This is a genomic window from Rahnella victoriana (genome assembly GCF_004330295.1).
GTDB classification, from domain to species: domain Bacteria; phylum Pseudomonadota; class Gammaproteobacteria; order Enterobacterales; family Enterobacteriaceae; genus Rahnella; species Rahnella victoriana.
The window spans coordinates 132,252-155,728 of record NZ_SJOJ01000011.1 but is presented as its reverse complement, the minus strand read 5'-3'; the positions used below and the strand labels follow the sequence as shown (position 1 = coordinate 155,728).

The 23,477-nt window shown below is 55.4% G+C and carries 23 protein-coding genes; 16 read left to right on the top strand and 7 right to left on the bottom strand.

The window, feature by feature from the left end; translation table 11 throughout:
- Positions 1 to 87: 87 nt before the first annotated feature.
- From rnc to acpS, 5 genes are all read left to right on the top strand, one after another.
- Positions 88 to 768 (top strand): ribonuclease III, encoded by a 681-nt coding sequence (rnc, locus tag EYY67_RS11510; protein WP_015698392.1) that lies wholly within the window; start codon positions 88 to 90, stop codon positions 766 to 768.
- Positions 765 to 1,670: a GTPase Era gene (gene era / locus EYY67_RS11505; RefSeq protein WP_095924888.1), complete on the top strand. Its 906-nt coding sequence runs from the start codon at positions 765 to 767 to the stop codon at positions 1,668 to 1,670. Before rnc ends, era begins: the two co-directional genes overlap by 4 nt.
- A gap of 11 nt (positions 1,671 to 1,681) precedes the next feature.
- A complete protein-coding gene (recO, locus tag EYY67_RS11500) occupies positions 1,682 to 2,419 on the top strand; it encodes a DNA repair protein RecO (RefSeq protein WP_095924889.1) in 738 nt (245 codons plus the stop codon).
- 104 nt (positions 2,420 to 2,523) lie between these two features.
- Positions 2,524 to 3,255, top strand: coding sequence for a pyridoxine 5'-phosphate synthase (gene pdxJ / locus EYY67_RS11495; RefSeq protein WP_095924890.1), 732 nt, complete (start codon positions 2,524 to 2,526; stop codon positions 3,253 to 3,255).
- A complete protein-coding gene (acpS, locus tag EYY67_RS11490; protein WP_095924891.1) occupies positions 3,255 to 3,635 on the top strand; it encodes a holo-ACP synthase in 381 nt (126 codons plus the stop codon). Before pdxJ ends, acpS begins: the two co-directional genes overlap by 1 nt.
- A gap of 33 nt (positions 3,636 to 3,668) precedes the next feature.
- On the opposite strand, the gene EYY67_RS11485 is transcribed toward acpS, so the two are convergent.
- Together EYY67_RS11485 and EYY67_RS11480 are read right to left on the bottom strand one after the other, a co-directional pair.
- On the bottom strand, positions 3,669 to 3,923 hold the full coding sequence (locus EYY67_RS11485; protein ID WP_095924892.1) for a YfhL family 4Fe-4S dicluster ferredoxin: 255 nt from the start codon (positions 3,921 to 3,923) through the stop codon (positions 3,669 to 3,671).
- Between the two features lie 102 nt (positions 3,924 to 4,025).
- Positions 4,026 to 4,874: a MurR/RpiR family transcriptional regulator gene (locus tag EYY67_RS11480; RefSeq protein WP_095924893.1), complete on the bottom strand. Its 849-nt coding sequence runs from the start codon at positions 4,872 to 4,874 to the stop codon at positions 4,026 to 4,028.
- Positions 4,875 to 5,016: 142 nt separating this feature from the next.
- Here EYY67_RS11480 and murQ point away from each other — a divergent pair, with 142 nt between their 5' ends.
- Genes murQ through tadA form a run of 4 tightly spaced genes read left to right on the top strand, consistent with a single transcriptional unit; the run spans position 5,017 to position 8,569 of the window.
- The gene (gene murQ / locus EYY67_RS11475) at positions 5,017 to 5,922 is read left to right on the top strand and encodes an N-acetylmuramic acid 6-phosphate etherase (protein WP_131693528.1); all 906 of its coding nucleotides are present in this window, start codon (positions 5,017 to 5,019) and stop codon (positions 5,920 to 5,922) included.
- 28 nt (positions 5,923 to 5,950) lie between these two features.
- Positions 5,951 to 7,321, top strand: coding sequence for a PTS transporter subunit EIIC (locus tag EYY67_RS11470; protein ID WP_095925289.1), 1,371 nt, complete (start codon positions 5,951 to 5,953; stop codon positions 7,319 to 7,321).
- Positions 7,322 to 7,325: 4 nt separating this feature from the next.
- A complete protein-coding gene (yfhb, locus tag EYY67_RS11465) occupies positions 7,326 to 7,964 on the top strand; it encodes a phosphatidylglycerophosphatase C (protein WP_095924895.1) in 639 nt (212 codons plus the stop codon).
- 41 nt (positions 7,965 to 8,005) lie between these two features.
- Positions 8,006 to 8,569: a tRNA adenosine(34) deaminase TadA gene (tadA, locus tag EYY67_RS11460; protein ID WP_205948386.1), complete on the top strand. Its 564-nt coding sequence runs from the start codon at positions 8,006 to 8,008 to the stop codon at positions 8,567 to 8,569.
- 12 nt (positions 8,570 to 8,581) lie between these two features.
- Here the strand turns inward: tadA and mltF are convergent, their stop codons facing one another.
- Positions 8,582 to 10,042, bottom strand: coding sequence for a membrane-bound lytic murein transglycosylase MltF (gene mltF / locus EYY67_RS11455; RefSeq protein ID WP_131693527.1), 1,461 nt, complete (start codon positions 10,040 to 10,042; stop codon positions 8,582 to 8,584).
- A 275-nt stretch (positions 10,043 to 10,317) separates the two neighbouring features.
- Here mltF and purL point away from each other — a divergent pair, with 275 nt between their 5' ends.
- From purL to EYY67_RS11430, 5 genes are all read left to right on the top strand, one after another.
- A complete protein-coding gene (gene purL / locus EYY67_RS11450) occupies positions 10,318 to 14,211 on the top strand; it encodes a phosphoribosylformylglycinamidine synthase (protein WP_207391090.1) in 3,894 nt (1,297 codons plus the stop codon).
- Positions 14,212 to 14,464: 253 nt separating this feature from the next.
- Positions 14,465 to 15,076: a lipid IV(A) palmitoyltransferase PagP gene (gene pagP / locus EYY67_RS11445; RefSeq protein ID WP_095924898.1), complete on the top strand. Its 612-nt coding sequence runs from the start codon at positions 14,465 to 14,467 to the stop codon at positions 15,074 to 15,076.
- Between the two features lie 150 nt (positions 15,077 to 15,226).
- A complete protein-coding gene (agp, locus tag EYY67_RS11440) occupies positions 15,227 to 16,528 on the top strand; it encodes a bifunctional glucose-1-phosphatase/inositol phosphatase (protein WP_131693525.1) in 1,302 nt (433 codons plus the stop codon).
- Positions 16,529 to 16,629: 101 nt separating this feature from the next.
- Positions 16,630 to 17,637, top strand: a complete 1,008-nt coding sequence (locus EYY67_RS11435) for a fatty acid desaturase (protein WP_131693524.1) — start codon at positions 16,630 to 16,632, stop codon at positions 17,635 to 17,637.
- Positions 17,638 to 17,649: 12 nt separating this feature from the next.
- Complete coding sequence (locus EYY67_RS11430) at positions 17,650 to 18,483, top strand: phosphate/phosphite/phosphonate ABC transporter substrate-binding protein (protein WP_131693523.1); 834 nt, start codon at positions 17,650 to 17,652, stop codon at positions 18,481 to 18,483.
- Here EYY67_RS11430 and sseA read toward each other — a convergent pair.
- The 3 genes from sseA to EYY67_RS11415 form a co-directional block, all read right to left on the bottom strand.
- A complete protein-coding gene (gene sseA / locus EYY67_RS11425; RefSeq protein ID WP_131693522.1) occupies positions 18,452 to 19,297 on the bottom strand; it encodes a 3-mercaptopyruvate sulfurtransferase in 846 nt (281 codons plus the stop codon). The genes EYY67_RS11430 and sseA overlap by 32 nt on opposite strands.
- Before the next feature lie 34 nt (positions 19,298 to 19,331).
- Positions 19,332 to 19,880 (bottom strand): GNAT family N-acetyltransferase, encoded by a 549-nt coding sequence (locus tag EYY67_RS11420; protein ID WP_095924903.1) that lies wholly within the window; start codon positions 19,878 to 19,880, stop codon positions 19,332 to 19,334.
- A gap of 121 nt (positions 19,881 to 20,001) precedes the next feature.
- Positions 20,002 to 20,793, bottom strand: coding sequence for a helix-turn-helix transcriptional regulator (locus EYY67_RS11415; RefSeq protein WP_119826823.1), 792 nt, complete (start codon positions 20,791 to 20,793; stop codon positions 20,002 to 20,004).
- A gap of 138 nt (positions 20,794 to 20,931) precedes the next feature.
- Between EYY67_RS11415 and EYY67_RS11410 the strand changes: the two genes are divergently transcribed.
- Positions 20,932 to 21,702, top strand: a complete 771-nt coding sequence (locus EYY67_RS11410; protein ID WP_095924905.1) for a class I SAM-dependent methyltransferase — start codon at positions 20,932 to 20,934, stop codon at positions 21,700 to 21,702.
- 55 nt (positions 21,703 to 21,757) lie between these two features.
- On the opposite strand, the gene EYY67_RS11405 is transcribed toward EYY67_RS11410, so the two are convergent.
- Positions 21,758 to 22,678 carry a DUF808 domain-containing protein gene (locus EYY67_RS11405; RefSeq protein ID WP_095924906.1) on the bottom strand — a complete coding sequence of 307 codons (921 nt, stop codon included), beginning with the start codon at positions 22,676 to 22,678 and terminating at the stop codon, positions 21,758 to 21,760.
- 389 nt (positions 22,679 to 23,067) lie between these two features.
- On the opposite strand from EYY67_RS11405, the gene EYY67_RS11400 reads away from it, so the two are divergent.
- Complete coding sequence (locus EYY67_RS11400; RefSeq protein ID WP_131693521.1) at positions 23,068 to 23,343, top strand: YdgH/BhsA/McbA family protein; 276 nt, start codon at positions 23,068 to 23,070, stop codon at positions 23,341 to 23,343.
- Positions 23,344 to 23,477: the final 134 nt, after the last annotated feature.

Sequence of the window (23,477 nt, the reverse complement as noted above, 5' to 3'; positions counted from 1 at the left end):
ACGAAACAGCTTTGGATTGGCTTAGGGCGAAGCAGGCCTGTTCCGTATGCTGAAGTTTTTGACGCATTCTTGATCTATTGGTAACTCATGAATCCCATCGTAATAAACAGGCTTCAGCGGAAGCTGGGCTACACTTTTCAACAGCAGGAGCTTTTATTGCAGGCACTGACTCACCGCAGCGCAAGCAGTAAACACAATGAGCGTTTAGAGTTCCTGGGTGACTCAATTCTTAGTTATGTCATTGCTAACGCGCTGTACCATCGTTTTCCTCGCGTCGACGAGGGCGATATGAGTCGTATGCGTGCCACCCTGGTACGTGGAAATACGTTAGCTGAAATGGCACGTGAATTCGATCTCGGCGAATGTTTACGCTTAGGGCCGGGCGAATTGAAAAGTGGTGGTTTCCGCCGCGAGTCGATTCTTGCGGATACGGTGGAGGCACTCATTGGCGGCGTGTTCCTGGACAGTGATATCCAGACCGTCGAAAAGCTGATTCTCGATTGGTACCGTAGTCGTTTGGACGAAATCAGTCCCGGTGATAAGCAGAAAGACCCAAAAACCCGTTTACAGGAGTTTTTGCAAGGTCGTCATCTGCCGTTGCCTTCTTATCTGGTTGTGCAGGTTCGCGGTGAAGCGCACGATCAGGAGTTTACCATCCACTGCCAGGTCAGTGGCTTGAGCCAGCCGGTTGTAGGAACCGGTTCAAGTCGCCGTAAAGCCGAGCAGGCGGCAGCGGAACAAGCGCTGATACAGCTGGAGCTTGAATGAGCGAAGAAAAGAATTACTGTGGTTTTGTTGCAATCGTCGGCCGACCTAACGTCGGCAAATCGACCTTGCTGAATGAATTATTGGGGCAAAAAATCTCCATTACTTCCCGCAAACCACAAACCACGCGTCACCGCATCATGGGTATCCATACCGAAGGGCCTTATCAGGCCATCTACGTGGACACCCCGGGGCTGCACATTGAAGAAAAACGTGCCATTAACCGCCTGATGAACCGTGCTGCAAGCAGCTCGATTGGTGATGTTGAACTGGTGATCTTCGTGGTCGAAGGCACCCACTGGACTGCCGATGACGAAATGGTGGTCAACAAACTGCGTGATTTGAAATCACCGGTTCTGCTGGCGATCAATAAGATTGATAACGTCACCGACAAGTCTAAATTATTGCCACATCTGCAATTCCTGAGTGAGCAGATGAACTTCGTGGATATCGTGCCTATTTCTGCAGAGAAAGGGACTAACGTCGATACCATCGCGGCACTGGTGCGTAAGCGTCTGCCGGAAGCGGTTCATCACTTCCCGGAAGATTACATCACTGACCGTTCACAACGCTTTATGGCCTCAGAAATCATCCGTGAAAAACTGATGCGTTTCCTGGGCGAAGAGTTGCCGTATTCCGTGACAGTCGAAATCGAACGCTTTGTCAGCAATGAACGCGGTGGTTACGACATCAATGGCCTGATTCTGGTAGAACGTGAAGGCCAGAAGAAAATGGTTATCGGTAACAAAGGCTCTAAAATCAAGACGATCGGCATTGAAGCCCGCCAAGACATGGAAAACATGTTCGAAGCGAAAGTCCATCTTGAATTGTGGGTTAAGGTCAAATCCGGCTGGGCAGACGACGAACGTGCGCTGCGCAGTCTGGGTTATGTAGACGACTTATAAGGTCCGCGCCTATGGAAGGCTGGCAACGCGCATTTGTTTTGCATGGGCGACCTTACAGTGAAACCAGCCTGATGCTGGATTTATTCACTGAGGGACAAGGGCGGGTACGCATACTGGCTAAAGGTGCGCGTGGCCGCCGGTCCAATCTGAAAGGCTGCCTGCAGCCTTTTACGCCTTTACTGGTTCGCTGGAGCGGGCGGGGAGAAGTGAAAACCCTGCGCAATGCCGAACCTGTCTCTCTCGCCCTTCCTCTGTCGGGTCTGATGCTTTACAGCGGCCTGTACGTCAACGAACTCGTTTCCCGGGTTCTTGAGCAGGAAGCGAATTACTCTTCCCTGTTCTTCGATTACCTCAATTGTCTGCAAAATCTGGCGGGTGCCAGCGGCTCTCCGGAGTATGCGTTGCGCCAGTTCGAGCTTTCTTTGTTGCATCATCTGGGCTATGGCGTGGATTTTCTGCATTGCGCGGGCAGCGGTGAAGAAGTCAGCGACACCATGACTTACCGGTACCGTGAAGAAAAAGGCTTTATCGCCAGTCTGGTGATTGATAATTCCAGCTTTACGGGGCGGGATTTAAAAGCGCTGGCCAGCCGTGATTTTCCGGATGTTGCGACGTTGCGCGCCGCAAAACGTTTTACCCGCATGGCGCTGAAACCTTACCTTGGCGGCAAGCCCCTGAAAAGCCGCGAACTGTTCCGCCAGTTTCAGGTTAAAAAGCCTGTTTCACCTTCTGACAATTCTTCCAGCTAATTCAGACTCCGGGCTACACGCTGCCACTCTCAAGGGTGTAAACTGCAGAAATTAGCGTTGTTGTTCCATTCATAAATCAATTCATTCTTAAATCTGGAGCTGTTATGGCTGAGTTGCTGTTGGGCGTTAACATTGATCACATTGCGACACTGCGTAATGCACGCGGTACGGCTTATCCTGATCCGGTTCAGGCAGCATTTATCGCTGAACAGGCAGGTGCCGATGGGATCACCGTCCATCTGCGTGAAGACCGCCGTCATATCACCGATCGCGATGTGCGCCTTCTGCGTCAGACTATCCAAACCCGTATGAATCTCGAGATGGCCGTCACCGATGAAATGGTGGGGATTGCCTGCGAAATCCTGCCACATTTCTGCTGTCTGGTGCCGGAAAAACGTGAAGAAGTGACCACCGAAGGCGGTCTGGATGTTGCCGGTCAGCTGGATAAAATGACGGTGGCAGTTTCCCGTCTCAGCGAAGCCGGTATTCTGGTGTCTTTGTTTATCGATCCTGATTTGCGTCAGATCGATGCAGCGGTGGCCGTTGGCGCACCTTACATCGAGATCCACACCGGTGCCTATGCCGAAGCGCAAACGGATCTTGAGCGTCAGGCGGAGCTGGAGCGTATCAAACAGGGCGCGGCTTACGCAGCCGGTAAGGGCCTGAAAGTGAATGCGGGCCACGGCCTGACTTACCACAACGTTCAGCCGATCGCGGCCTTGCCGGAAATGCATGAGCTGAATATCGGCCACGCCATTATTGGTCAGGCAGTGATCGACGGATTATCGGGTGCAGTGCGTGAAATGAAAAACCTGATGCGGGAAGCGCGCCGGTAATGAGCATTTTAGGTTTAGGTACGGATATCGTAGAAATTTCCCGTATCCAGGCAGTGATTGAACGCAGTGGTGACCGCCTGGCCCGGCGTATTTTGTGCGCCAGTGAATGGGCGGTTTATCAGCAGCATCAGCAGCCGGTACGTTTTCTGGCGAAGCGGTTTGCCGTTAAGGAAGCCGCCGCAAAAGCGCTGGGAACCGGTATCCGCAACGGGCTGGCGTTTGAGCAATTCGAAGTGGTCAATGATGTGCTGGGCAAGCCGGGGCTGGTTTTTCATGCCCGCGCGGCAGAAATGGCGGCACAGATGGGCGTGAAATCAGTGCATGTCACGCTGGCCGATGAGCGCCGTTATGCCTGCGCCACAGTGATTATCGAAAACTAATACCCTTCATCCTTCACAATGCATCACGTGCCCTTACACGGCGTGATGCAACACCACAAACTTATCCCAAAGCTGTTCGTTAGTTTCGGTGTGTTGCGGATTGATGATGATGGTATTGTCGATCGGACAGACGCTCTGACAGGTCGGTTTATCGTAATGGCCGACACATTCCGTACAACGATCGCTGTCGATTTCGTAAATCTCATTACCCATCGAGATCGCCTGATTCGGACACTCCGGTTCGCACATATCGCAATTAATGCATTTGTGTGTGATCAGCAGGGCCATGGCGTTTTCTCGTATCGTTCAGTCATCAGGGCGCGCAGTATAGCAGAATTGCGCTGGCGTAGGTTCTGCTCCTGCGCCTTTCCGCCTGCCAAATGATCCTGATCAAACCAGCTTTTTCACCAGTTCTTCGCTATGGCGGATGCGCTCCGGTGCGTGTGCTGTATCTTGCTGAACCAGCGCCACAAACAGTAAATCGGTCAGGGAGTATTGTGCCGTGGTGGCTGAAAGCGCCGCGCCGCGGGTCGCCGGTAATTCTGCCACGGTGTATAAACAGTGGTCGGCCTGTTGCTGCAACGGGTTAGGCGAAAAGCCGGTGATCGCCAGCACTTTCGCGCCGCTTTCCCGCGCTACCCGTGCCGCCAGATTGATCTCACTGCGCTCTCCGCTGAAAGAAATCGCCAGCAATAAATCCTCTTTTGACAGGGCCTGCGCAGTCGCCACCAGCACATGCGTATCGGATTCGGCGATTGCCGTGACCCCGATTTTCAGCAACTTATACGCCAGATCCCTCGCCACCAGTCCCGACGCGCCAATCCCGGTGAGGATAATTTTCCGGGCATCCGTCAGCATCGACAACGCAATTTGCAGGCGGGGTTCGCTGTTGATATCGAGGGTGGCGCGCAATGCCGATTGCTTTTCTGTCAGCAGTTTTTCGCCCACCACATGCAGGCTGTCGGTGCTTAAAATCTGATTATGGACGGTAACCGGCTCGCTGTGTTCGGCTGAGGCCAGCGATTCGCTCATGGCCAGTTTCAGCGCGGGGAAGCCTTTATAACCGAGTTTCTGGGCAAACTTCACCACGCCAGACTGACTGACGCCGGCCATCTCAGCCAGCTTTTGCGAACTCATATGACGGGCTTTTTCCGGCTGAGCCAGTAAAAAATCAGCCAGTTTACGGTCATTTTGCGCCAGTGTCGGATATAGCTGGCGGATACGGATCATACAACTCATGGTGGGTTATCCCGGCGTCTCTGAATACTTACATCACGTTTTACGGATTATGTTATCTAAAATAGCAAATATTCCTCGCATTGATGAATAATATATTCAAATATTGTGTAATAAATTTGAATTAAAAATTCAGGAGAGAAACATGAACACAACCCTCAATCTCGGTGCGCTGGTTTCAGAAAGCCGCAATCCGGACACGATGAATCTCGATGAAATGTCCACGCTGGAACTGGTGGCCTGCTTCAACCGTGAAGACCGCAAAGTGCCGGAAGCCATCAGCCATGTACTGCCACAGATTGCGCAGTCCATCGATAAAGCCGCAGCGTCATTTCAGGCTGGCGGACGACTGATTTATCTTGGCGCTGGCACCAGTGGCCGTCTTGGCGTTCTTGATGCGTCAGAATGCCCGCCAACATTTGGTGTTCCGCACGGCATGGTGGTTGGCCTGATTGCCGGCGGGCCTGGCGCGTTGCTCAAAGCGGTGGAAGGCGCGGAAGACAGCGAATCGCTGGGTGTGGAGGATTTAAAGAATCTCAACCTGAGCGCAAAAGATACCGTGGTCGGGCTGGCGGCCAGCGGCCGGACGCCTTACGTGATCGGCGCCCTGCGCTACGCCACCGGACTGGGTTGCGCCACGGTGGCGATCTCCTGTAATCCGGATTCGCCGATTGCCCGCGAAGCGGCTATCGCCATTTCACCTGTGGTCGGGCCGGAGGCGCTGACCGGCTCCACCCGCCTGAAATCCGGCACCGCGCAGAAACTGGTTTTGAACATGATCTCAACCGGTGCGATGGTCAAAAGTGGCAAGGTTTACCAGAACCTGATGGTGGACGTGAAAGCCACCAACGTGAAACTGGTCGATCGCGCCTGCCGCATTGTGGTCGAGGCCACGGGCGCGGCGCGCAGTGATGCCGAAGCGGCACTTTCTCAGACTGATTTTGAAGTGAAACCGGCCATTCTGATGCTGCTGGCGGGCATTGATGCCGGACAGGCAAAAACGCGACTGGCGAAACACCACGGATTCCTGCGCGCCGCACTGGCGGATTAACCTCAAGGAGTTGAGCATGGCGATGGCAATGGATAAAACGCAGCGGCTGGCTTCGCAGATTTTGCTGGGGGTCGGCGGTGAGGGCAATATCAGCAAGCTGGAAAACTGCATGACCCGCGTGCGCGTGGAAGTGCGCGACGATGAACGGCTGGATCTGGCCAGCCTGAAAACGCTGGAAGGCATCAAAGGGTATCTGAAGCAGGGCGAACAGCATCAGTTTATTGTCGGGCCGGGTGCGGCGGCAAAAGTGGTGGATGCCATGCGTCTGTTGCTGAGTCCGGCCGGAGCGGTCAGCGGGGCGGGAGAAAACGAGATCGCCCGCAACAAAGCCAGCGCCAAAGCAAAATACTCTGCCCCGATGAGCGGGGCGCTGCGCAAACTGGCTGACGTCTTTATTCCGCTGATCCCGGCCTTTATCGCTTCCGGGCTGATTATGGGCATTATCAATCTGCTCAAACGGCCTGATATCGCCGGTTCCATTGCCCTTGATTACCCCAATATCCTCGGGCTGCTGGCGATTTTTGGCGGGGCGGTTTTTGCCATCATGAACATTCTGGTCGGTGTGAATGCGGCGCGGGTTTTCGGCGGCTCACAGGCGATGGGCGGCGTGATGGCAGGAATTCTCTCCAGCCCTGCGCTGGCGCAAATCACCCTGTTTGGCGAAGCGTTACAGCCCGGTCGTGGCGGGGTGATCGCGGTATTGCTGGTGGTCGCCCTGATGTGCTGGCTGGAGAAAAGATTGCGCCAGTGGCTGCCGGAATCGGTCGAACTGATCCTCAATCCGCTGATCACCACGTTGATCACCGCCACGCTGGCGATTGTGATCCTGCAACCCATCGGCGGTTACATTTCGGATGGCATTGCTCACGGCGTCAATATTGCTATCGATAAAGGCGGATTACTGGTGGGCGCGGTGCTGGCCGGTGCGTTCCTGCCGCTGGTGCTGTCAGGCCTGCATCAGGGGCTGGTGCCGATCCACGTTGAACTGATCCAGGCGCACGGCTCCAACCCGCTGTTGCCGATTTTAGCCATGGCCGGTGTCGGACAGGTGGGGGCGGCGATCGCGGTGTACATGAAAACCCGCAACGCACGGCTGAAAAAAGTGATCAAAGGGGCGTTGCCGGTGGGGATTTTAGGCATCGGCGAGCCGCTGATATTCGGTGTTACGCTGCCACTCGGTCGTCCTTTTATTGGCGCATGTTTGGGCGGAGCCGTCGGCGGTGCGCTAATCTGTTACTGGAAAGTCGCGACGGTCATCACATTCGGCATTTCCGGCCTGCCGCTGGCACTGACCATTATTTCCGGCAAGGTGATGTTGTATCTGATCGGTTTAGTCATTACGGTAATAGCAGGTTTTATTTTTACCTGGTTGATGGGGTTCAACGATCCCGAGGAGTAACGGATTGAGTACGAAGCCTGATCGACGGGTGGTCTTTTTTGATCTCGATGGCACGCTGCACCAGCAGGATATGTTCGGCAGCTTTCTGCGGTTTTTGCTCAGACGCATGCCGCAGAATCTGATCCTCGTAGTGCCGGTTCTGCCGCTGGTGGGGATAGGATTGTTTATCCACGGACGCGCCGCGCGCTGGCCGATGAGCCTGTTACTGTGGTCGATTACCTTCGGTCACAGTGAGGCACGGCTGAAGGCGCTGGAGCTGCAATTTGTCACTGCGTTTCGTGAGAAAGTGGTGGAGTTTCCGGTGGTGCAGCGCAGGCTGCGGGAATATCTCGACAGCGATGATACACAAGTGTGGCTGATCACCGGCTCACCGGAAAATCTGGTGCAGCAGGTATACAACACCTCTCTGTTTTTACCGCAGGTTCGTCTGGTCGGCAGCCGGATTGCGCGCGGTAAAGGCGGCTGGGTGTTGCCATTGCGTTGTCTGGGAGAAGAAAAGGTCGCCCAGCTTGAAAGCCGTATCGGTTCACCGCTTAAACTGTACAGCGGTTACAGCGACAGCAAACAGGACAACCCGCTGCTGTTCTTCTGTGAGCATCGTTTCCGCGTCAGTAAACAGGGCGAGTTACAGCAACTGGAATAACGGCCAGCGCAAAATTCAGATAACATGTCTGCCGGTAAAAAATGATTGAGGTTGAAGTGGCAGAGGCTGAGTTGGCAGTAATGAATGACGATGAACACTGGATGCGGTACGCCATGACGCTGGCGCTGAAAGCGCAGGAAGAGGGCGAAGTGCCGGTCGGCGCGGTGCTGGTTTTAGACAATCAGGTGATTGGCGAAGGCTGGAACCGGTCTATCGGCCATCATGATCCGACGGCGCATGCGGAAATTATGGCATTGCGTCAGGGCGGAAGTGCCGTGCAAAACTATCGTCTGCTCGATGCCACGCTGTATATCACGCTGGAGCCTTGCGTTATGTGTGCCGGGGCGATGGTTCACAGCCGGATCCGCCGCGTGGTGTATGGCGCGGCAGATGCCAAAACCGGTGCCGCCGGTTCCCTGATGGATATCCTGCGTCATCCGGGCATGAATCATCAGATCGACATCACCGCTGGCGTGCTTGCGGAAGAATGTTCGGAACAGCTGAGCGCCTTCTTCCGTTTTCGCCGCAGCCAGAAAAAAGCCCTCAGACAGGCCGAACGTGCCGCGCAGGCCGCGCAACCAACCGACGATAAACCGCAGGAATAAACCGTACCGGCCTTACTGCGCCAGTGCTTCCTGCGGAGCCACGGCCGGATAGCCCTGACCCAGTTGCGCCTGTAACGCGGCTTTCTGCGCCTGTTGCTTCTCTTTTTCCATCAGGTATCCCACCAGACTCAGCTGATAGCGGCGGATATTTTCCACGTAGTTATACGCCTGTGTGCCGCGCGCATAACCGTACGTCGTGCGGCTGAAGAAGCGTTTCTGGTTCAGCATCGGCAGGCGCTGTTTCACATCGGCCCAGCTGTCCGGATTGGCTTTTTGCTGTGCCGTCAGTTTACGGGCATCGAGCATATGTCCGTACCCCATGTTATAGGCCGCCAGCGCAAACCAGATCCGTTCATCCTGCGGAATCGTCTCCGGCATTTTCGCCATCAGATGCGACAGATATTGTGCGCCCCCGCGGATACTCTGCTCGGCATCGGTGCGGTCATCCACATCAAGCCCTCCCGCCGTTGCCCGGGTCAGCATCATGATCCCGCGCACGCCGGTCGGCGATTTGGCCTGCGGATCCCAGTGAGATTCCTGATAGGCGATGGCCGCCAGCAGACGCCAGTCGATGTCCTGCGCATACTTCTCAAACAGCGGTTGCAGGTCCGGCAGCGTACTGTCGATGGCTTTGAGGAATGTCCGCGTATCGACGTAATCAAAATCACCGACGTGACCGAGATATTTCTCCTCGAGTTTTTCCAGCGTACCGTCTTCTGAAATCTGGCTGAAGAAGTCGAGCATGGCGGCAGACAGGCTGTCGTCATCCGGCACCTTGCGGTAATACCAGGTCACCGGCTCGTCTTCCGTCGCATCAAAAGCGACAGCCAGACGCGGATAAACGCGCTGCATCAGCGCGATGGTCACCGAGTCACCCAGTGTGTAATCCAGCTTGCCGGTTTCCACCTGTTGCAGCAGGTCACGCGGTGACATTTTGTCGGTGGTCGTCCAGGTCAGATCCGGGTATTTGCTTTTGGCCGCTTCCAGTGTCGGGATGTGTGCCGTACCCGCAGAGACCATCAGCGAGCCTTTCACATCCGCGAAACTCTTCGGACGCGGGGCACCCTGCCGGTAAACCAGTTGCTGAGAGATGGAATAATATTCAGGCCCGGCACGGTAGTTTTTCAGCCGCTCATTGTTGTAGACCAGACCCGACGCCAGTAAATCGGCTTTATTTTGATCGAGACTGTCAAACATGGCGTCAACCGTGGTGTGCTGCGTGACGACCAGCTGCACGCCCAGATAATCTGCGAAGCGTTTAGCCAGTTCGTAATCGAAGCCGAGATTGCCTTCCGGGGAGTCCATAAAAGTCAGTGGAGAATTGAGCGTGCTGACGCGCAATTCTCCACGGGATTTTATTTGATCCAGCAGGTCGCCTTCACCTCTGTGCCACGGGATGGCTGGCCATAAGGCCAGTGCCAGCAACAGGGCGGCGATCCCCATCAGAACATAATTAATTTTTAGTCGCGTCAAATAGTTATCTCGCTGCGGCGCTCTTGTTTTTTTACGCTATGCTGTGCAGTTTGTATGGTTATATCCCCAGTGCTGACGCATTTTGCTCAACAAAACGGCAGTCTGCAACTTTATTCATGATACCCGTAAGATATGTGGGCCTATAAATGAATATCAAGTTTCACTACGCAAACGGTTTCGTCGGACGCCAGCTTTCTTTATAATAGCCCGCGTTTTCCCCCTGTTGCGCCCAATGAAGCACTGTGGTCAGTGTCTTCGAAGACGAGAGATCTGTGATTATGGAAATACTGCGTGGTTCGCCCGCTTTGTCGGCTTTTCGCATTAACAAATTATTGTCACGTTGTCAGGAAGCCCGCCTTCCGGTCAGCGATATCTACGCCGAATATGTACACTTTGCCGATGTCAGCGCGCCGCTGAATTCGGACGAACAAACCAAGTTACAACGCCTCCTGAAATACGGTCCTTCTCTCGCTGAACACGCTCCTTCTGGTCGTTTACTGCTGGTCACTCCGCGCCCCGGCACCATTTCTCCCTGGTCTTCCAAAGCCACCGACATCGCGCACAACTGCGGTTTGTCGCAGGTTCTGCGTCTTGAGCGCGGTCTGGCCTTTTATGTACAGGCACCGCAACTGACGGAAGCACAGTGGAACGAACTGGGCGCGTTGCTGCATGACCGCATGATGGAAACCGTCTTCACTCAGCCTGAAGATGCCAGCGCGCTGTTCGCGCAGCATCAGCCTGCGCCGGTGCAGCATGTGGATATCCTGGGCGTTGGCCGTGGCGCACTGGAAGCCGCCAACATCAAATTAGGCTTGGCGCTGGCGCAGGACGAAATTGATTACCTGATGGAAGCCTTTACGTCGTTGGGGCGCAACCCGACTGACATCGAACTCTACATGTTCGCACAGGCCAACTCGGAACACTGCCGTCATAAAATCTTCAACGCAGACTGGATTATCGACGGCGAAACGCAGCCGAAATCCCTGTTCAAGATGATCAAAAACACCTTCGAACAGACCCCTGATCACGTGCTGTCGGCGTATAAAGATAACGCCGCCGTGATGGAAGGTTCGCAGGTCGGCCGTTTCTACGCCGATGCGAAAGACGGTCTGTACGATTTCCATCAGGAGCAGGCGCATATCCTGATGAAGGTTGAAACCCATAACCACCCGACGGCGATCTCTCCGTGGCCGGGCGCGGCAACGGGTTCCGGTGGTGAAATCCGTGACGAAGGCGCAACCGGTCGCGGTGCAAAACCGAAAGCCGGTCTGGTGGGTTTCTCTGTGTCCAACCTGCGTATTCCGGGCTTTGAACAGCCGTGGGAAGAAGATTTCGGTAAACCGGATCGTATCGTCACCGCGCTGGATATCATGACCGACGGCCCGCTGGGCGGCGCGGCATTTAACAACGAATTTGGTCGTCCGGCGCTGCTGGGCTACTTCCGGACTTACGAAGAAAACGTTAACAGCCACAACGGCCCTGAGCTGCGCGGTTACCACAAACCGATCATGCTGGCGGGCGGTATCGGCAACATCCGCGCGGATCACGTGCAGAAAGGCGAAATCACCGTGGGCGCGAAACTGATCGTGCTCGGCGGCCCGGCGATGAATATCGGTCTGGGCGGCGGCGCGGCATCTTCCATGGCATCCGGTCAGTCGGATGCGGATCTGGATTTTGCTTCCGTACAGCGCGACAACCCGGAAATGGAACGTCGCTGTCAGGAAGTGATCGACCGTTGCTGGCAACTTGGCGAAGCCAACCCGATCCTGTTCATCCATGACGTCGGTGCAGGCGGTTTATCCAACGCCATGCCGGAACTGGTCAGCGATGGCAACCGTGGCGGCCGTTTCCAGTTGCGCGACATCCTCAACGACGAGCCGGGCATGAGCCCGCTGGAAGTCTGGTGTAACGAATCGCAGGAACGTTATGTACTGGCGGTGTCTCCGGCACAGCTGGAACAGTTCGATGCGATTTGCCAGCGTGAACGCGCACCTTACGCTGTCATCGGTGAAGCGACGGAAGAAATGCATCTGTCTCTGGAAGACAGCCATTTCGACAACCAGCCGATTGATATGCCGCTGGACGTTCTGCTGGGCAAAACGCCAAAAATGACCCGCGACGTCACCACGCTTAAAGCCAAAGGCGACGAGCTGAATGCGGAAAACATTCAGATTACCGAAGCGGTGAAACGCGTTCTGCATCTGCCTGCGGTGGCTGAGAAAACCTTCCTGATCACCATCGGCGACCGTACCGTCACCGGTATGGTGGCTCGTGACCAGATGGTCGGTCCGTGGCAGATCCCGGTTGCTGACTGCGCGGTCACTACCGCCAGCCTCGACAGCTATCACGGCGAAGCCATGTCTCTGGGCGAACGCGCTCCGGTGGCCTTGCTGGACTTCGCGGCGTCCGGCCGCATGGCGGTGGGCGAAGCACTGACTAACCTCGCTACCGTTGAAATTGGCAGCCTGAAACGCGTCAAACTTTCTGCAAACTGGATGTCGGCGGCCGGTCACCCGGGCGAAGATGCCGGTTTATATGCGGCGGTTAAAGCGGTGGGCGAAGAACTTTGTCCGGCGCTGGGTATCACCATTCCGGTGGGCAAAGACTCGATGTCGATGAAAACCCGCTGGCAGGAAGGTAACGAACAACGCGAGATGACTTCTCCGCTGTCGCTGGTGATCACCGCCTTTGCCCGTGTCGAAGACGTGCGCCACACCGTAACGCCGCAACTGCGCACCGACAAAGGCGACACCGTGCTGTTGCTGGTCGACCTGGGTGCCGGTCATAACGCGCTGGGCGCGACCGCGCTGGCGCAGGTTTACCGTCAGCTCGGCAACACGCCTGCCGACGTGCGCAGTGCTGAGCAACTGGGTGGTTTCTTCAACGCCATGCAGGCGCTGGTGTCTGAGCAGAAATTACTGGCCTACCATGACCGTTCCGACGGTGGTTTGCTGGTGACACTGGCGGAAATGGCCTTTGCCGGACATTGCGGCCTGACCGCAGATATCGCGGCGCTGGGCAACGATTCGCTGGCCGCGCTGTTCAACGAAGAACTGGGTGCCGTGATTCAGGTGCGTGCGTCTGACCGTGAAGCCGTTGAGAAAACGCTGGCCGACTTTGGTCTGGCGGACTGCACGCATTACCTCGGCAGTGTGGAAACCGGCGATCGCTTCATCATCACTTCCGGCAGCAAACCGGTGTACAGCGAAAGCCGTACCACGCTGCGCACCTGGTGGGCAGAAACCACCTGGCAGATGCAGCGTCTGCGCGATAACCCTGAGTGTGCCGATCAGGAACATCAGGCGAAAACTCAGGATCTTGACCCGGGTCTGAACGTCAAACTGACATTCGCACCGGATGAGGACGTGGCTGCGCCGTACATCGCCAAAGGTGCGCGTCCGAAAGTCGCTGTGCTGCGTGAGCAGGGCGTCAACTCCCACGTGGAAATGGCGGCCGCCTTCCACCGTGCCGGTTTTGATGCGGTTGACGTGCACATGAGTGACCTGCTGGCCGGCCGCCGCGATTTGCAGGATTTCCACACGCTGGTGGCGTGCGGCGGATTCTCTTACGGTGACGTGCTGGGCGCGGGCGAAGGCTGGGCGAAATCGGTTCTGTTCAACGACCGCGTGCGTGAAGAGTTCGAAGAATTCTTCCACCGTCCGCAAACACTGGCGCTGGGCGTGTGTAACGGCTGTCAGATGATGTCGAACCTGAAAGAGCTGATCCCGGGCGCAGAACACTGGCCGCGCTTTGTGCGTAACCTGTCTGACCGCTTTGAAGCGCGCTTCAGTCTGGTGGAAGTGACCGCCAGCCCGTCGATGTTTATGCAGGGGATGGCCGGTTCACGGATGCCCATCGCGGTGTCTCATGGCGAAGGCCATGTGGAAGTGCGTGATGCGGCACATCTGGCGCAAATCGAACACAGCAATCTGGTGGCGCTGCGTTTCGTGGACAACAACGGTCAGGCGACAGAAAACTATCCGGCGAACCCGAACGGTTCACCGAACGGCATCACGGCGGTCACTAACCTGTCAGGCCGTGTCACCGTGATGATGCCGCACCCTGAACGTGTCTTCCGTACTGTCAGCAACTCCTGGCATCCGGAAGAGTGGGGCGAAGACAGCCCGTGGATGCGCATGTTCCGTAACGCGCGTAAACAGCTTGGCTGATGCGTAAACGGAACCGGTAATAAAAATCCGCAGTGCGAAAGCCTGCGGATTTTTTTATGGCGCTGACTTATTTCTTACGAACTGTTCATATTTTGTCTTATTTATCCTGCTAGGAAAACTCCCATAATAAAACCCTCAATGCCTGATATTTCAGGCAATTAAACCCATTCTGACTGCTGTTCTTCTGTTGTTTAATTATTTCCTGTCCGGGGTTAGGTATAATAAAACCTTACGTCAGGGAGTTATTTAAAAGATGTCTTATAAAAAATTAATCAGGGATTTTAGCCTTACTGTTTCCATGGCTTTTTGTGTTCCGGCTTTTGCGGCCAGCAACGGAGATAATCCCGTCAGCGATCCCAACAAGGTACATAAAGAATCGATCATTCCCGGTATCTGGTCGTCGTTCACAGAGAAGGTGTCCACCACCTGGAATGAACCACAGTCGCAGGATCTGTATTTGCCGGTGATCACCTGGCATAACCGTTTTACCTACGATAAAGAGAAAACCGACAAATATAACGAACGTCCGTGGGGCGGGGGTTACGGTATTTCCCGATACGATGAAAAAGGTAACTGGAACGGCATTTATTTTATGGCGTTTAAAGATTCCCATAATAAATGGGAACCTATCGGGGGTTATGGCTGGGAAAAAATATGGACGCCTGCGCAGGATAAGAATTTTCGCTTAGGGTTGGGGTATACCGCGGCCGTGACAGCGCGTGACGACTATAAATATATTCCGATCCCGATTGTCTTACCGCTGGCGTCCGTCGGATACGATCGTCTGACATTTCAGGCGACCTACATTCCCGGCACCTATAACAACGGTAACGTGTTCTTCGCGTGGCTGCGCTTCCGGTTCTGAGTGAGTTAACGCCTTTATGGGGAGAGGTTGTGAAGCTGATCCCCCACTTCTGCTGAATAATCCACTATGCTGAAAATTCACCGGACGAATCAATCTGTTGGCGCGTCCGGTGCTTTCTTATTACAGGGAATCAACAGAAGAGGATCACTCGTGAAAAAAGCATCCCGTTTTCTTGTGCTGTCTGCACTTGCCTGCGCATTACCGCTTGCCATGCCTGCCGCTCAGGCGGCGCAATCCGACAATTTAGAACTGCAACAGGTGCTGGTGCTCAGTCGCCACGGCATCCGTGCGCCGCTGGTCAACTATGGCGATGTGCTCGCCGAATCCACCACGCACACCTGGCCGGTATGGAAAACTGAAGGCGGATTGCTGACGCCAAAAGGTGGCCAGATTTCCGAACATATGGGGCATTATTTCCGCGCCTGGCTGGCGAAAGATAACCTGCTGCCTGCGGCGGAGTGTCCGGATAAAAATCAGGTGTTTACCTACGCCAACAGCCTGCCGCGAACCATCGATACCGCGAAGCATTTCAGCACCGGTGCTTTCCCCGGCTGTGATGTCGCTGTGATCAACCGCGTTGAAATCGGCAAAATGGATCCGGTCTTCAACCCGATTATCACCGCCGACGTGAACGACAGTTTTAAAACCAGTGCGCTGAACTCAGTGAATCAGCACGCCGGGCAGGGCGGTCTTGATGGCCTGAATCAGCGTCTCCAGCCAAACTATGCGTTGCTCGAAAATATCCTCGATTACAAAAACAGCAAAATCTGCAAAGAGAAACAACAGTGCGATCTGGCGTCTCAGCCTTCGGACGTGGTGCTGACGCAGGGCAAAGAGCCGGGCATTACCGGTCCGTTGCGGATGGCGACCGGTGCGACCGATGCGTTCATGTTGCAGTATTACGAAGGTTTCCCGATGAAGGACGTCGCCTGGGGGCAAATCAGCACGCCGGACCAGTGGACCAAACTTGAAACCATCAAGAACCTGTATCACGAAACGCTGTTCGGCTCACCGGCTATCGCAGCGAATGCCGCGAAACCCCTGCTGACATTTATCGCCGGTGCGCTTGATGCTCAGCCTGCCACGTCAGACGATCAGAAAGCCGCGCAACAGGCAAAACTGGCGGTGCTGGTCGGGCATGATTCGAACATCGCTTCATTGCTCGCGGCGCTGAAAACTCGCGATTACCAGTTGCCGGGGCAGTATGAACGTACGCCGATCAGCGGCACGGTGGTCTTCCAGCGCTGGCACGATAAGAAAGCCAATAAAGATCTGATGAAAATCGAATACGTCTATCCGACGGCGCATCAGATCCGCAACAATGTGGCCCTGAGCCTGAAAAATCCGCCGGAGCGTGTCACCCTGCAAATTGAAGGCTGCACCGTTGATAAACAGGGCTTCTGCCCGATGGAGCAGTTCACTCAGGCCGTGCAAAAGGATCTGCAAGGCTGAGTCGCTTAGCTGCTGACTGGCAATAGATAGTGTTTTAAGTTAGTTAGCGGCGGTCCCCGGCTGCCCGATAATGTGCCAAAGGTTTCTGACTCTGGCACATTATGGCGTCCTCTTCGTTTTACCTCAGCGCCCGCCAGCGGGCCGACATTGCAGCCCGTCGCCGCAGCCTCGGGTGGCGGCTGGAAATCCCCACCTGGTTATTGATTGCCTCGGTTTATGGCGGCTGGTTTGCCGGCGTATTCTACTGGCGCGATCTGGGTCCGTGGCTCGGGACGCCGTGGCTTATCTGGTTCACCATCTGGTATATGTCGCTGCAACACGAATTAATCCACGGGCATCCGACCCGCAAACCCTGGCTTAATCAGCTGCTCGGAACGCTGCCGCTGGCGGTCTGGTATCCCTACGGTTTATACCGCGACACCCATTTGCAGCATCACCGTAACGAGCATCTGACGTTGCCGGGCGATGATCCTGAAGCCTATTATTTCAGCCGTGCCCGCTGGGAAACCCTGTCACCGGCGATGAAGACGGCGGTGCGCCTGCGCAATACCTTGCCCGGAAGAATGCTGACCGGCCCGCTGCTGGATATCCTCAGTACGCTGACCGGCGCGCTGCTGGCTGTTTTACGCGGCGAATGGCGCACCGTCAGTATGTGGCTGGTGCATGGCGCACTGCTGGCGATGTTGCTCGGCTGGATGGCGCAGCGCGGATTATCGCCGCTGTATTTTATTCTGGCGGTGAGTTATCCGGCGCTCAGTCTGACCAAAGTCCGCTCCTTCTTCGAGCACCGCGCCGAACGCCTGCCACAGGCGAGATCGACCCTCAATGAAGCCGGTGTGGTCTGGCGGTTGCTGTTCCTCAACCTGAATTATCATCTGGTCCATCATGATTTACCCGGCGTGCCGTGGTATGCACTGCGACAGGTGTATGTCGCCGATCGCGAGGTCTATATTCAGCGCAGCGACGGGTTTGTGGTGAAAGGATACCGGCAGTGGTTCCGCGATCACACGCGGGTGCCGGTTGACGTCGAAGCGCATCCGTTTGCCACCGGCACAACAGCGGCGCAACCCGCGCGCAGCGACTATGATTATCAGCAGGAAACCCCCTGACGGAGTGGCCAGATGATGCTGATGTCTTTGCCGATGTATGCGATTTCTCCGCCGGATGTCGAGGCTTTCGCCGATATTTTGCGCCAAAAACTGAAAGATGCTGGCCTGAATGCCGTGCCGGATGCGCTGAGCTGGCCGCAGGATTTACTCCATCACTGGCAGACACCGGATCTGCTGCTCAGCCAGACCTGCGGTTATCCGCTGGTGGAAAGTCTGCCGCAGGTTCAGCTGGTGGGGACATTCAGCTACCGTGCGCCGGGCTGTGACGGATTCCGTTACCGCAGCTTTTTGCTGGCGCGGGAAGAAGATGCCAGTCTGCATCTGGCCGGTTTTCGTCAGCGTCGTCTGGCGTTTAACAGCACGGATTCGCAATCGGGTTACAACAGTTTGCGGGCGCTGGTCGCGCCTCTGGCGGTGGACGGACGCTTTTTCTCGCAGGTCACCGCCACCGGCAGTCACCGTGGATCCCTGCGCTACGTTCAGCAAAACCTTGCCGATCTGGCGGCGATAGATTGTGTGACGCTGGAACTCCTCCGCCGCACGGAACCGCAGGCGCTGGAAGGACTGGCGGTGATCGGACAAACCGCAGCCGTACCGGGTTTACCGCTGATTACGTCGGCGAAGACATCGCCTGAGGATTTGGCTGTTTTGCGGCAGGCATTGCGCGAGACGGCGCATGATCCGGTCAGCGCGTGTTTGCTGATCGAAGAGTTCACTGTGGTGCCGAGGCCGGCTTACAGCGTGATCAGTCAGATGAAAGACATGGCGCTGGCGTTTGGCGTCAGCGAACTGACGCCATTACCGCAACCAGAAATCAGTGGGTTTCAATCGGGAAGTCTTCGTTAACATCGCCCCATTCGGCCCATGATCCGTCATACAGCATCACGTCTTTCACCCCCAGAGAATCCAGGCCGAAAGCCAGCGCGGCCGCCGTCACACCGGAGCCGCAACTGGTGATCACCGGTTTGTTCAGATCCACGCCCAGACCTTCGAACGTCGCTTTCAGTGCCTGCGGCGATTTCAGGTGTCCGTCCTGCGTCAGTTCGGTAAAAGGTACGCTCAGGCTGCCCGGAATATGGCCGCCATGCAGCCCCGGACGCGGTTCCGGCGCTTCGGCTTTAAAGCGTGCCAGCGAGCGGGCATCGATAATCTGTACCTTGCCGAGGGCGTTTTTCACTTCTTCGGCGCTGACCACCACCGGGCGCACCAGTTTTGCATTAAACGTCGACGGCACGCGGGTGTGCTCACCGCTTTGTGTCGGTTTGCCTTCCGCTATCCACGCATTCAGCCCGCCATCCAGCACGCGCACGCTTTTCGCGCCGAAACTGGTCAGCATCCACCACACACGCGGGGCGGAGAACAAATCACCTTCATCGTAAAGCACGATGGTTTGCGTGTCGGCCACACCCAGACGACTCATCGATGCGGCGAATTCTTCCTCCGTCGGCATCATATGCGGCAGGCCGGTGCTGCAGTCGGAAATGCTGTCGACTTCCACATAGATCGCGTTGGGAATGTGCGCTTCGAGATATTTGCCATGAAAATCCACCGGCGGCGTAATGCCCGGTTTGGATTTACGGCAATCGATAATGACCACGTCCGGTGAATTCAGATTCTTCGCCAGCCAGTCGGTAGATACGGTATGGGTAGAAAAAGTCATGTTCTGTTGCCTTATCTTTTTTGTGGAGCCAGCCTCAGAGATCGCCCGGGATCAGGGAATACATCCAGGCATCACGCGGCTGACCGTGATAATAAAGCCGGTTACGGTGCAGACCTTCGGATATCGCGCCGGTTTTTTCGGCCACCCGGCGGCTGCGGTCATTGCCATCCATCACCACGATTTCCAGACGGGTCAGTTCCAGCGCGGTAAATGCAAAACGTGCCGCGGTTCTGGCCGCCAGTGTCGCCAGTCCGCGGCCGGTATAACCAGTGCGGATCCAGTAACCGAGGTTGGCGAACTTATACTCCGGCGTGATGCGGTTGATGCCCACGCTGCCAATCAGATTTCCGCTGGCACGCTCAAACAGACAGAAATTAAACTCTGCGCCGCGATGGCGTTTTTGCTCGCAGTCAGCCAGATATTTCCGGCTGTCTTCCAGCGAGTATTTATCCGAACACCAGGATTCCCACGCGCCGATATCCTTCACGGATGCCTGAACGGCGGCAAAATGCGTGATGGCTTCAAGCTCGGTCGCGACGCGGATCTCGAACTCTTCATCCTGATAAATCTGGCGTGTCATCATGGGCGTTATCCTGTCATAAAGGAAACCAATCAAATCAGCCTCACATATCTGGCATCCGTATGTCAATTGGTGAAAAGGCGCATTAAGTGAGAAAAAACAGCAGGCTGGCCCGGCGATGCTGTCATGCGTCCGGCACCAGGATCACCAGCTTGCATTCTGCATAACCGGCGGGGAAAAAGGTCTGCTGGCGGTAACAGATTTCACCCTTAAGCGGATGATGGAAGCGCCGTTCTCCGCCTTCGCGCGCCAGTACTTCCTGCTGCGACCACCACTGATTAAATTCACTGCTGCGCTCCCGCAGACTGATCACCGACTGACGGACCGCGTCAGAATGGGCGTAATGGCTGGTTTCGGCACGAAATTCGGCCACCACCCGTTTGGCGCGTTCGGCCCAGTTGGTGACCAGTTCGCGCGCCAGCGGATGCAGAAACATGAAATCCAGCAGATTAGGGTGTTCGTCAACGCCCAGCCAGCCGCTGAACAACGCCTGCGCCTGCGGGTTCCATGCCAGCACATTCCAGCCGCTGTCGAGCAGATAGCCGGGGCAGGTCAGCTGATTGACGCAATCTCTCAGGCTGGCGTCCGGTGCGCCGGAGGAGGGCAACGCCTGCGGATCTTTCACCGAGGCTAAACTGAATAAATACTCGCGGGCGGCAGGCTCCATGCGCAACGCCTTCGCCAGACTGTCCAGCGTGGCGGCGGAGATGGACACGTCGCGCCCCTGTTCAATCCACGTGTACCAGGTGGCGCTGATGCCGCTGATTTGCGCCAGTTCTTCACGGCGCAATCCGCTGGTTCTGCGACGTGAAGAACCGGGCAGCCCGACCATTTCAGGTGTCACCCGCTCGCGGTGTGTGCGTAAAAATGTCCCCAGTGCCTTCGGACCGCTCAGTGAGTCTGCGTTATCAATCATGCTTTGCTCTTAAACAGGGAGTAACTCATACCAGTATAAACGCTCATATTGTACCCGTATAGAACAATCCCTATAGTGATTTTGAGGTCATTTGAAACCCGCTTTCTCAATACAAAAACAAGACAGACAGGAGCAATGATGAACATGAAAAATACCCACAGTCAGGCGGTCGATAAGCAGTTTGGTTCTCAGGCGCAGGATTATCTGACCAGCGCCGTGCACTCGCAGGGGGCGGATTTACAACGTCTGGCGACGCTGCTGGCACCCTTTCCGCATGCGCAGGTGATTGATCTGGGCTGCGGTGCGGGGCACGCCAGTTTTGTCGCCGCGGGCATCGTCAATAATGTCATTGCCTATGATTTGTCGGCGCAGATGCTGGACGTGGTGGCGCAGGCCGCCCGCGACAAGCAACTGGCGAACATCAGCGTACAACAGGGTGTCGCGGAATCACTGCCGTTTGCCGACCACAGCGCAGATGTGATCATCAGCCGTTATTCTGCGCACCACTGGCATGACGTCGGGCAGGCGCTGCGCGAGGTGGCGCGCGTGCTGAAGCCGGGCGGCAAATTCATCATGATGGACGTGGTGTCGCCGGGGCATCCGCTGCTGAATATTTATCTGCAAACCGTCGAAGTGCTGCGTGACACGTCCCATGTTTGCAACTATTCACCAGGCGAATGGCTGAACATGACCGCTGAAGCCGGGCTGATTACCCGTGAAGTGACGACAGACCGTCTGCCGCTGGAATTCACCAGCTGGATCGCGCGTATGCGTACACCGGAACATTTTGCTGTCGCCATCCGTGAGCTGCAAAAAACGATGTCTGAAGACGTGGTTAAACATTTTGAGATCCAGCCTGACGGCACCTTCACCAGCGATATCATGATGCTGGTGGCGTCGAAGAACTGAAGAGAAGTGCGATGAGTTGCGCCCTTCCGCGGAGGGAAGGGCGCAGAATGTGATCTTATGACGATTTGCCGAAGATCTTTTTCCCCAGCAGTACCAGCACCAGCACGGCAGCACCGACCACCAGACCGACCACTAAATCGGTCGCGCCGGTGATCAGTGTATTTACCCAGCTTTCGTGGCCGTGAGTCAGCGGTTCAATCAGGCTGTGCATAAACGGCAGGCCGTGGCTGATGATACTGCCACCGACCAGGAACATCGCGATGGTGCCGACGACAGACAGCGTTTTCATCAGCAGGGGGGCGGCGTTGACGATACCGCGACCAAAAGCGCGTACGGCGTTCATCATCCCGCTTTCGCCGTTGAGGTTGCTCAGATACAGACCGGCGTCATCGATTTTCACAATCGCCCCGACCAGCCCGTAAACCCCGACAGTCATCGCCACCGCAATCAGTACCATCACGGTGACCTGATTCAGGAACGGTGCTGCTGACACAATACCTAACGAGATAACGATGATTTCAGCCGACAGGATAAAGTCGGTGCGCACCGCACCTTTAACCTTTTCTTTCTCCAGCTTTTTGGCATCCGCTTCATTTTTAATTTCAGCGGCTGCCGGTTTTTTTTCTTCATGATGCTCGCCCGGCATCAGCTTATGGGCGACTTTTTCGAAACCCTCGTAACACAGATAAGCACCGCCAATCATCAGCAAGGGTGTGATGGCCCAGGGAATAAACGCACTGATCAGCAGCGCCAGCGGCACCAGAATGGCTTTATTGATCATCGACCCTTTGGCCACTGCCCAGACGATAGGCAACTCACGATCGGCTTTCACCCCCGTGACCTGTTGCGCATTCAGCGCCAGATCGTCACCCAGCACGCTGGCTGTTTTTTTCGCCGCGACCTTACTCATCGCCGCCACATCATCAAGAATCGACGCGATATCATCGATTAACGCCAGAAGGCTGCCACCCGCCATAAATCACTCCCTTTTATCATTGTGCAATGGGCTTTCCGCGCACGCGGTCACCCGACCTCTGTTGCCCTGACATGCAGGTGATCACAACAACAGAAAATTCATAAAAAATAATCATAACAGTGATTGCATCCCGGCGTCGATTTGTGCGAATGTTGTCCGGGTCATAAATAACATTAACAACTCTCCACACTTTCTCCATTAAATATCTTTATTTCCTCGTAAGTTACCTTCTCAGAAATATTTATTTTCATCCTCTCCTTATTTTTACCACAATGGTTGAAGTTCTTTACATTCGATTACGTCCGCTTTCATTGATTCGCCGATAATTATTTCAACGGATTGCTTCCGCCCCATTAATTAACGAAACTAACGAAAGAAAGGTGCGTAATATGAAAATCTTACCTGCAATTGCCGCTGTTGCTATTACTGTCGCTTCATTCTCAGCCCTCGCGGCTACGCCTATTTCAGAAATGCAGGCGCAAAGCGGTAACTTTCAGTCACTGGGTACCGTGTCTGTGAGTGCACCGAATACGGTTCCGGGTAGCATGCGTGACCAGCTGAACCAGATTGCCAGCGATAAAGGGGCAACCCATTACCGCGTCATCGGTGCCGACACCCCGGGGGATTCCAGCCTGAGCCGTGCCAACGTCGAGCTGTATAAATAAAATCGTCTGACGGAATATCCCTCAACGTTTTTTATTTAAACGTGATTAAGTGAATGTAGTGTGAGAAGGCCAATGTCACCTGACATTGGCCTTTTTATTATCTGAATCCTGCCTGCGGTTGACGTCTTTTTTGA

Bases quoted from the DNA above. Each gene is read 5' to 3' on its own strand.
- rnc (WP_015698392.1), top strand. From the start codon at position 88: ATGAATCCCATCGTAATAAACAGGCTTCAGCGGAAGCTGGGCTACACT.
- era (WP_095924888.1), top strand. From the start codon at position 765: ATGAGCGAAGAAAAGAATTACTGTGGTTTTGTTGCAATCGTCGGCCGA.
- recO (WP_095924889.1), top strand. From the start codon at position 1,682: ATGGAAGGCTGGCAACGCGCATTTGTTTTGCATGGGCGACCTTACAGT.
- pdxJ (WP_095924890.1), top strand. From the start codon at position 2,524: ATGGCTGAGTTGCTGTTGGGCGTTAACATTGATCACATTGCGACACTG.
- acpS (WP_095924891.1), top strand. From the start codon at position 3,255: ATGAGCATTTTAGGTTTAGGTACGGATATCGTAGAAATTTCCCGTATC.
- EYY67_RS11485 (WP_095924892.1), bottom strand. From the start codon at position 3,923: ATGGCCCTGCTGATCACACACAAATGCATTAATTGCGATATGTGCGAA.
- EYY67_RS11480 (WP_095924893.1), bottom strand. From the start codon at position 4,874: ATGAGTTGTATGATCCGTATCCGCCAGCTATATCCGACACTGGCGCAA.
- murQ (WP_131693528.1), top strand. From the start codon at position 5,017: ATGAACACAACCCTCAATCTCGGTGCGCTGGTTTCAGAAAGCCGCAAT.
- EYY67_RS11470 (WP_095925289.1), top strand. From the start codon at position 5,951: ATGGATAAAACGCAGCGGCTGGCTTCGCAGATTTTGCTGGGGGTCGGC.
- tadA (WP_205948386.1), top strand. From the start codon at position 8,006: ATGATTGAGGTTGAAGTGGCAGAGGCTGAGTTGGCAGTAATGAATGAC.
- pagP (WP_095924898.1), top strand. From the start codon at position 14,465: ATGTCTTATAAAAAATTAATCAGGGATTTTAGCCTTACTGTTTCCATG.
- EYY67_RS11435 (WP_131693524.1), top strand. From the start codon at position 16,630: ATGGCGTCCTCTTCGTTTTACCTCAGCGCCCGCCAGCGGGCCGACATT.
- EYY67_RS11430 (WP_131693523.1), top strand. From the start codon at position 17,650: ATGATGCTGATGTCTTTGCCGATGTATGCGATTTCTCCGCCGGATGTC.
- sseA (WP_131693522.1), bottom strand. From the start codon at position 19,297: ATGACTTTTTCTACCCATACCGTATCTACCGACTGGCTGGCGAAGAAT.
- EYY67_RS11420 (WP_095924903.1), bottom strand. From the start codon at position 19,880: ATGATGACACGCCAGATTTATCAGGATGAAGAGTTCGAGATCCGCGTC.
- EYY67_RS11415 (WP_119826823.1), bottom strand. From the start codon at position 20,793: ATGATTGATAACGCAGACTCACTGAGCGGTCCGAAGGCACTGGGGACA.
- EYY67_RS11410 (WP_095924905.1), top strand. From the start codon at position 20,932: ATGAACATGAAAAATACCCACAGTCAGGCGGTCGATAAGCAGTTTGGT.
- EYY67_RS11405 (WP_095924906.1), bottom strand. From the start codon at position 22,678: ATGGCGGGTGGCAGCCTTCTGGCGTTAATCGATGATATCGCGTCGATT.
- EYY67_RS11400 (WP_131693521.1), top strand. From the start codon at position 23,068: ATGAAAATCTTACCTGCAATTGCCGCTGTTGCTATTACTGTCGCTTCA.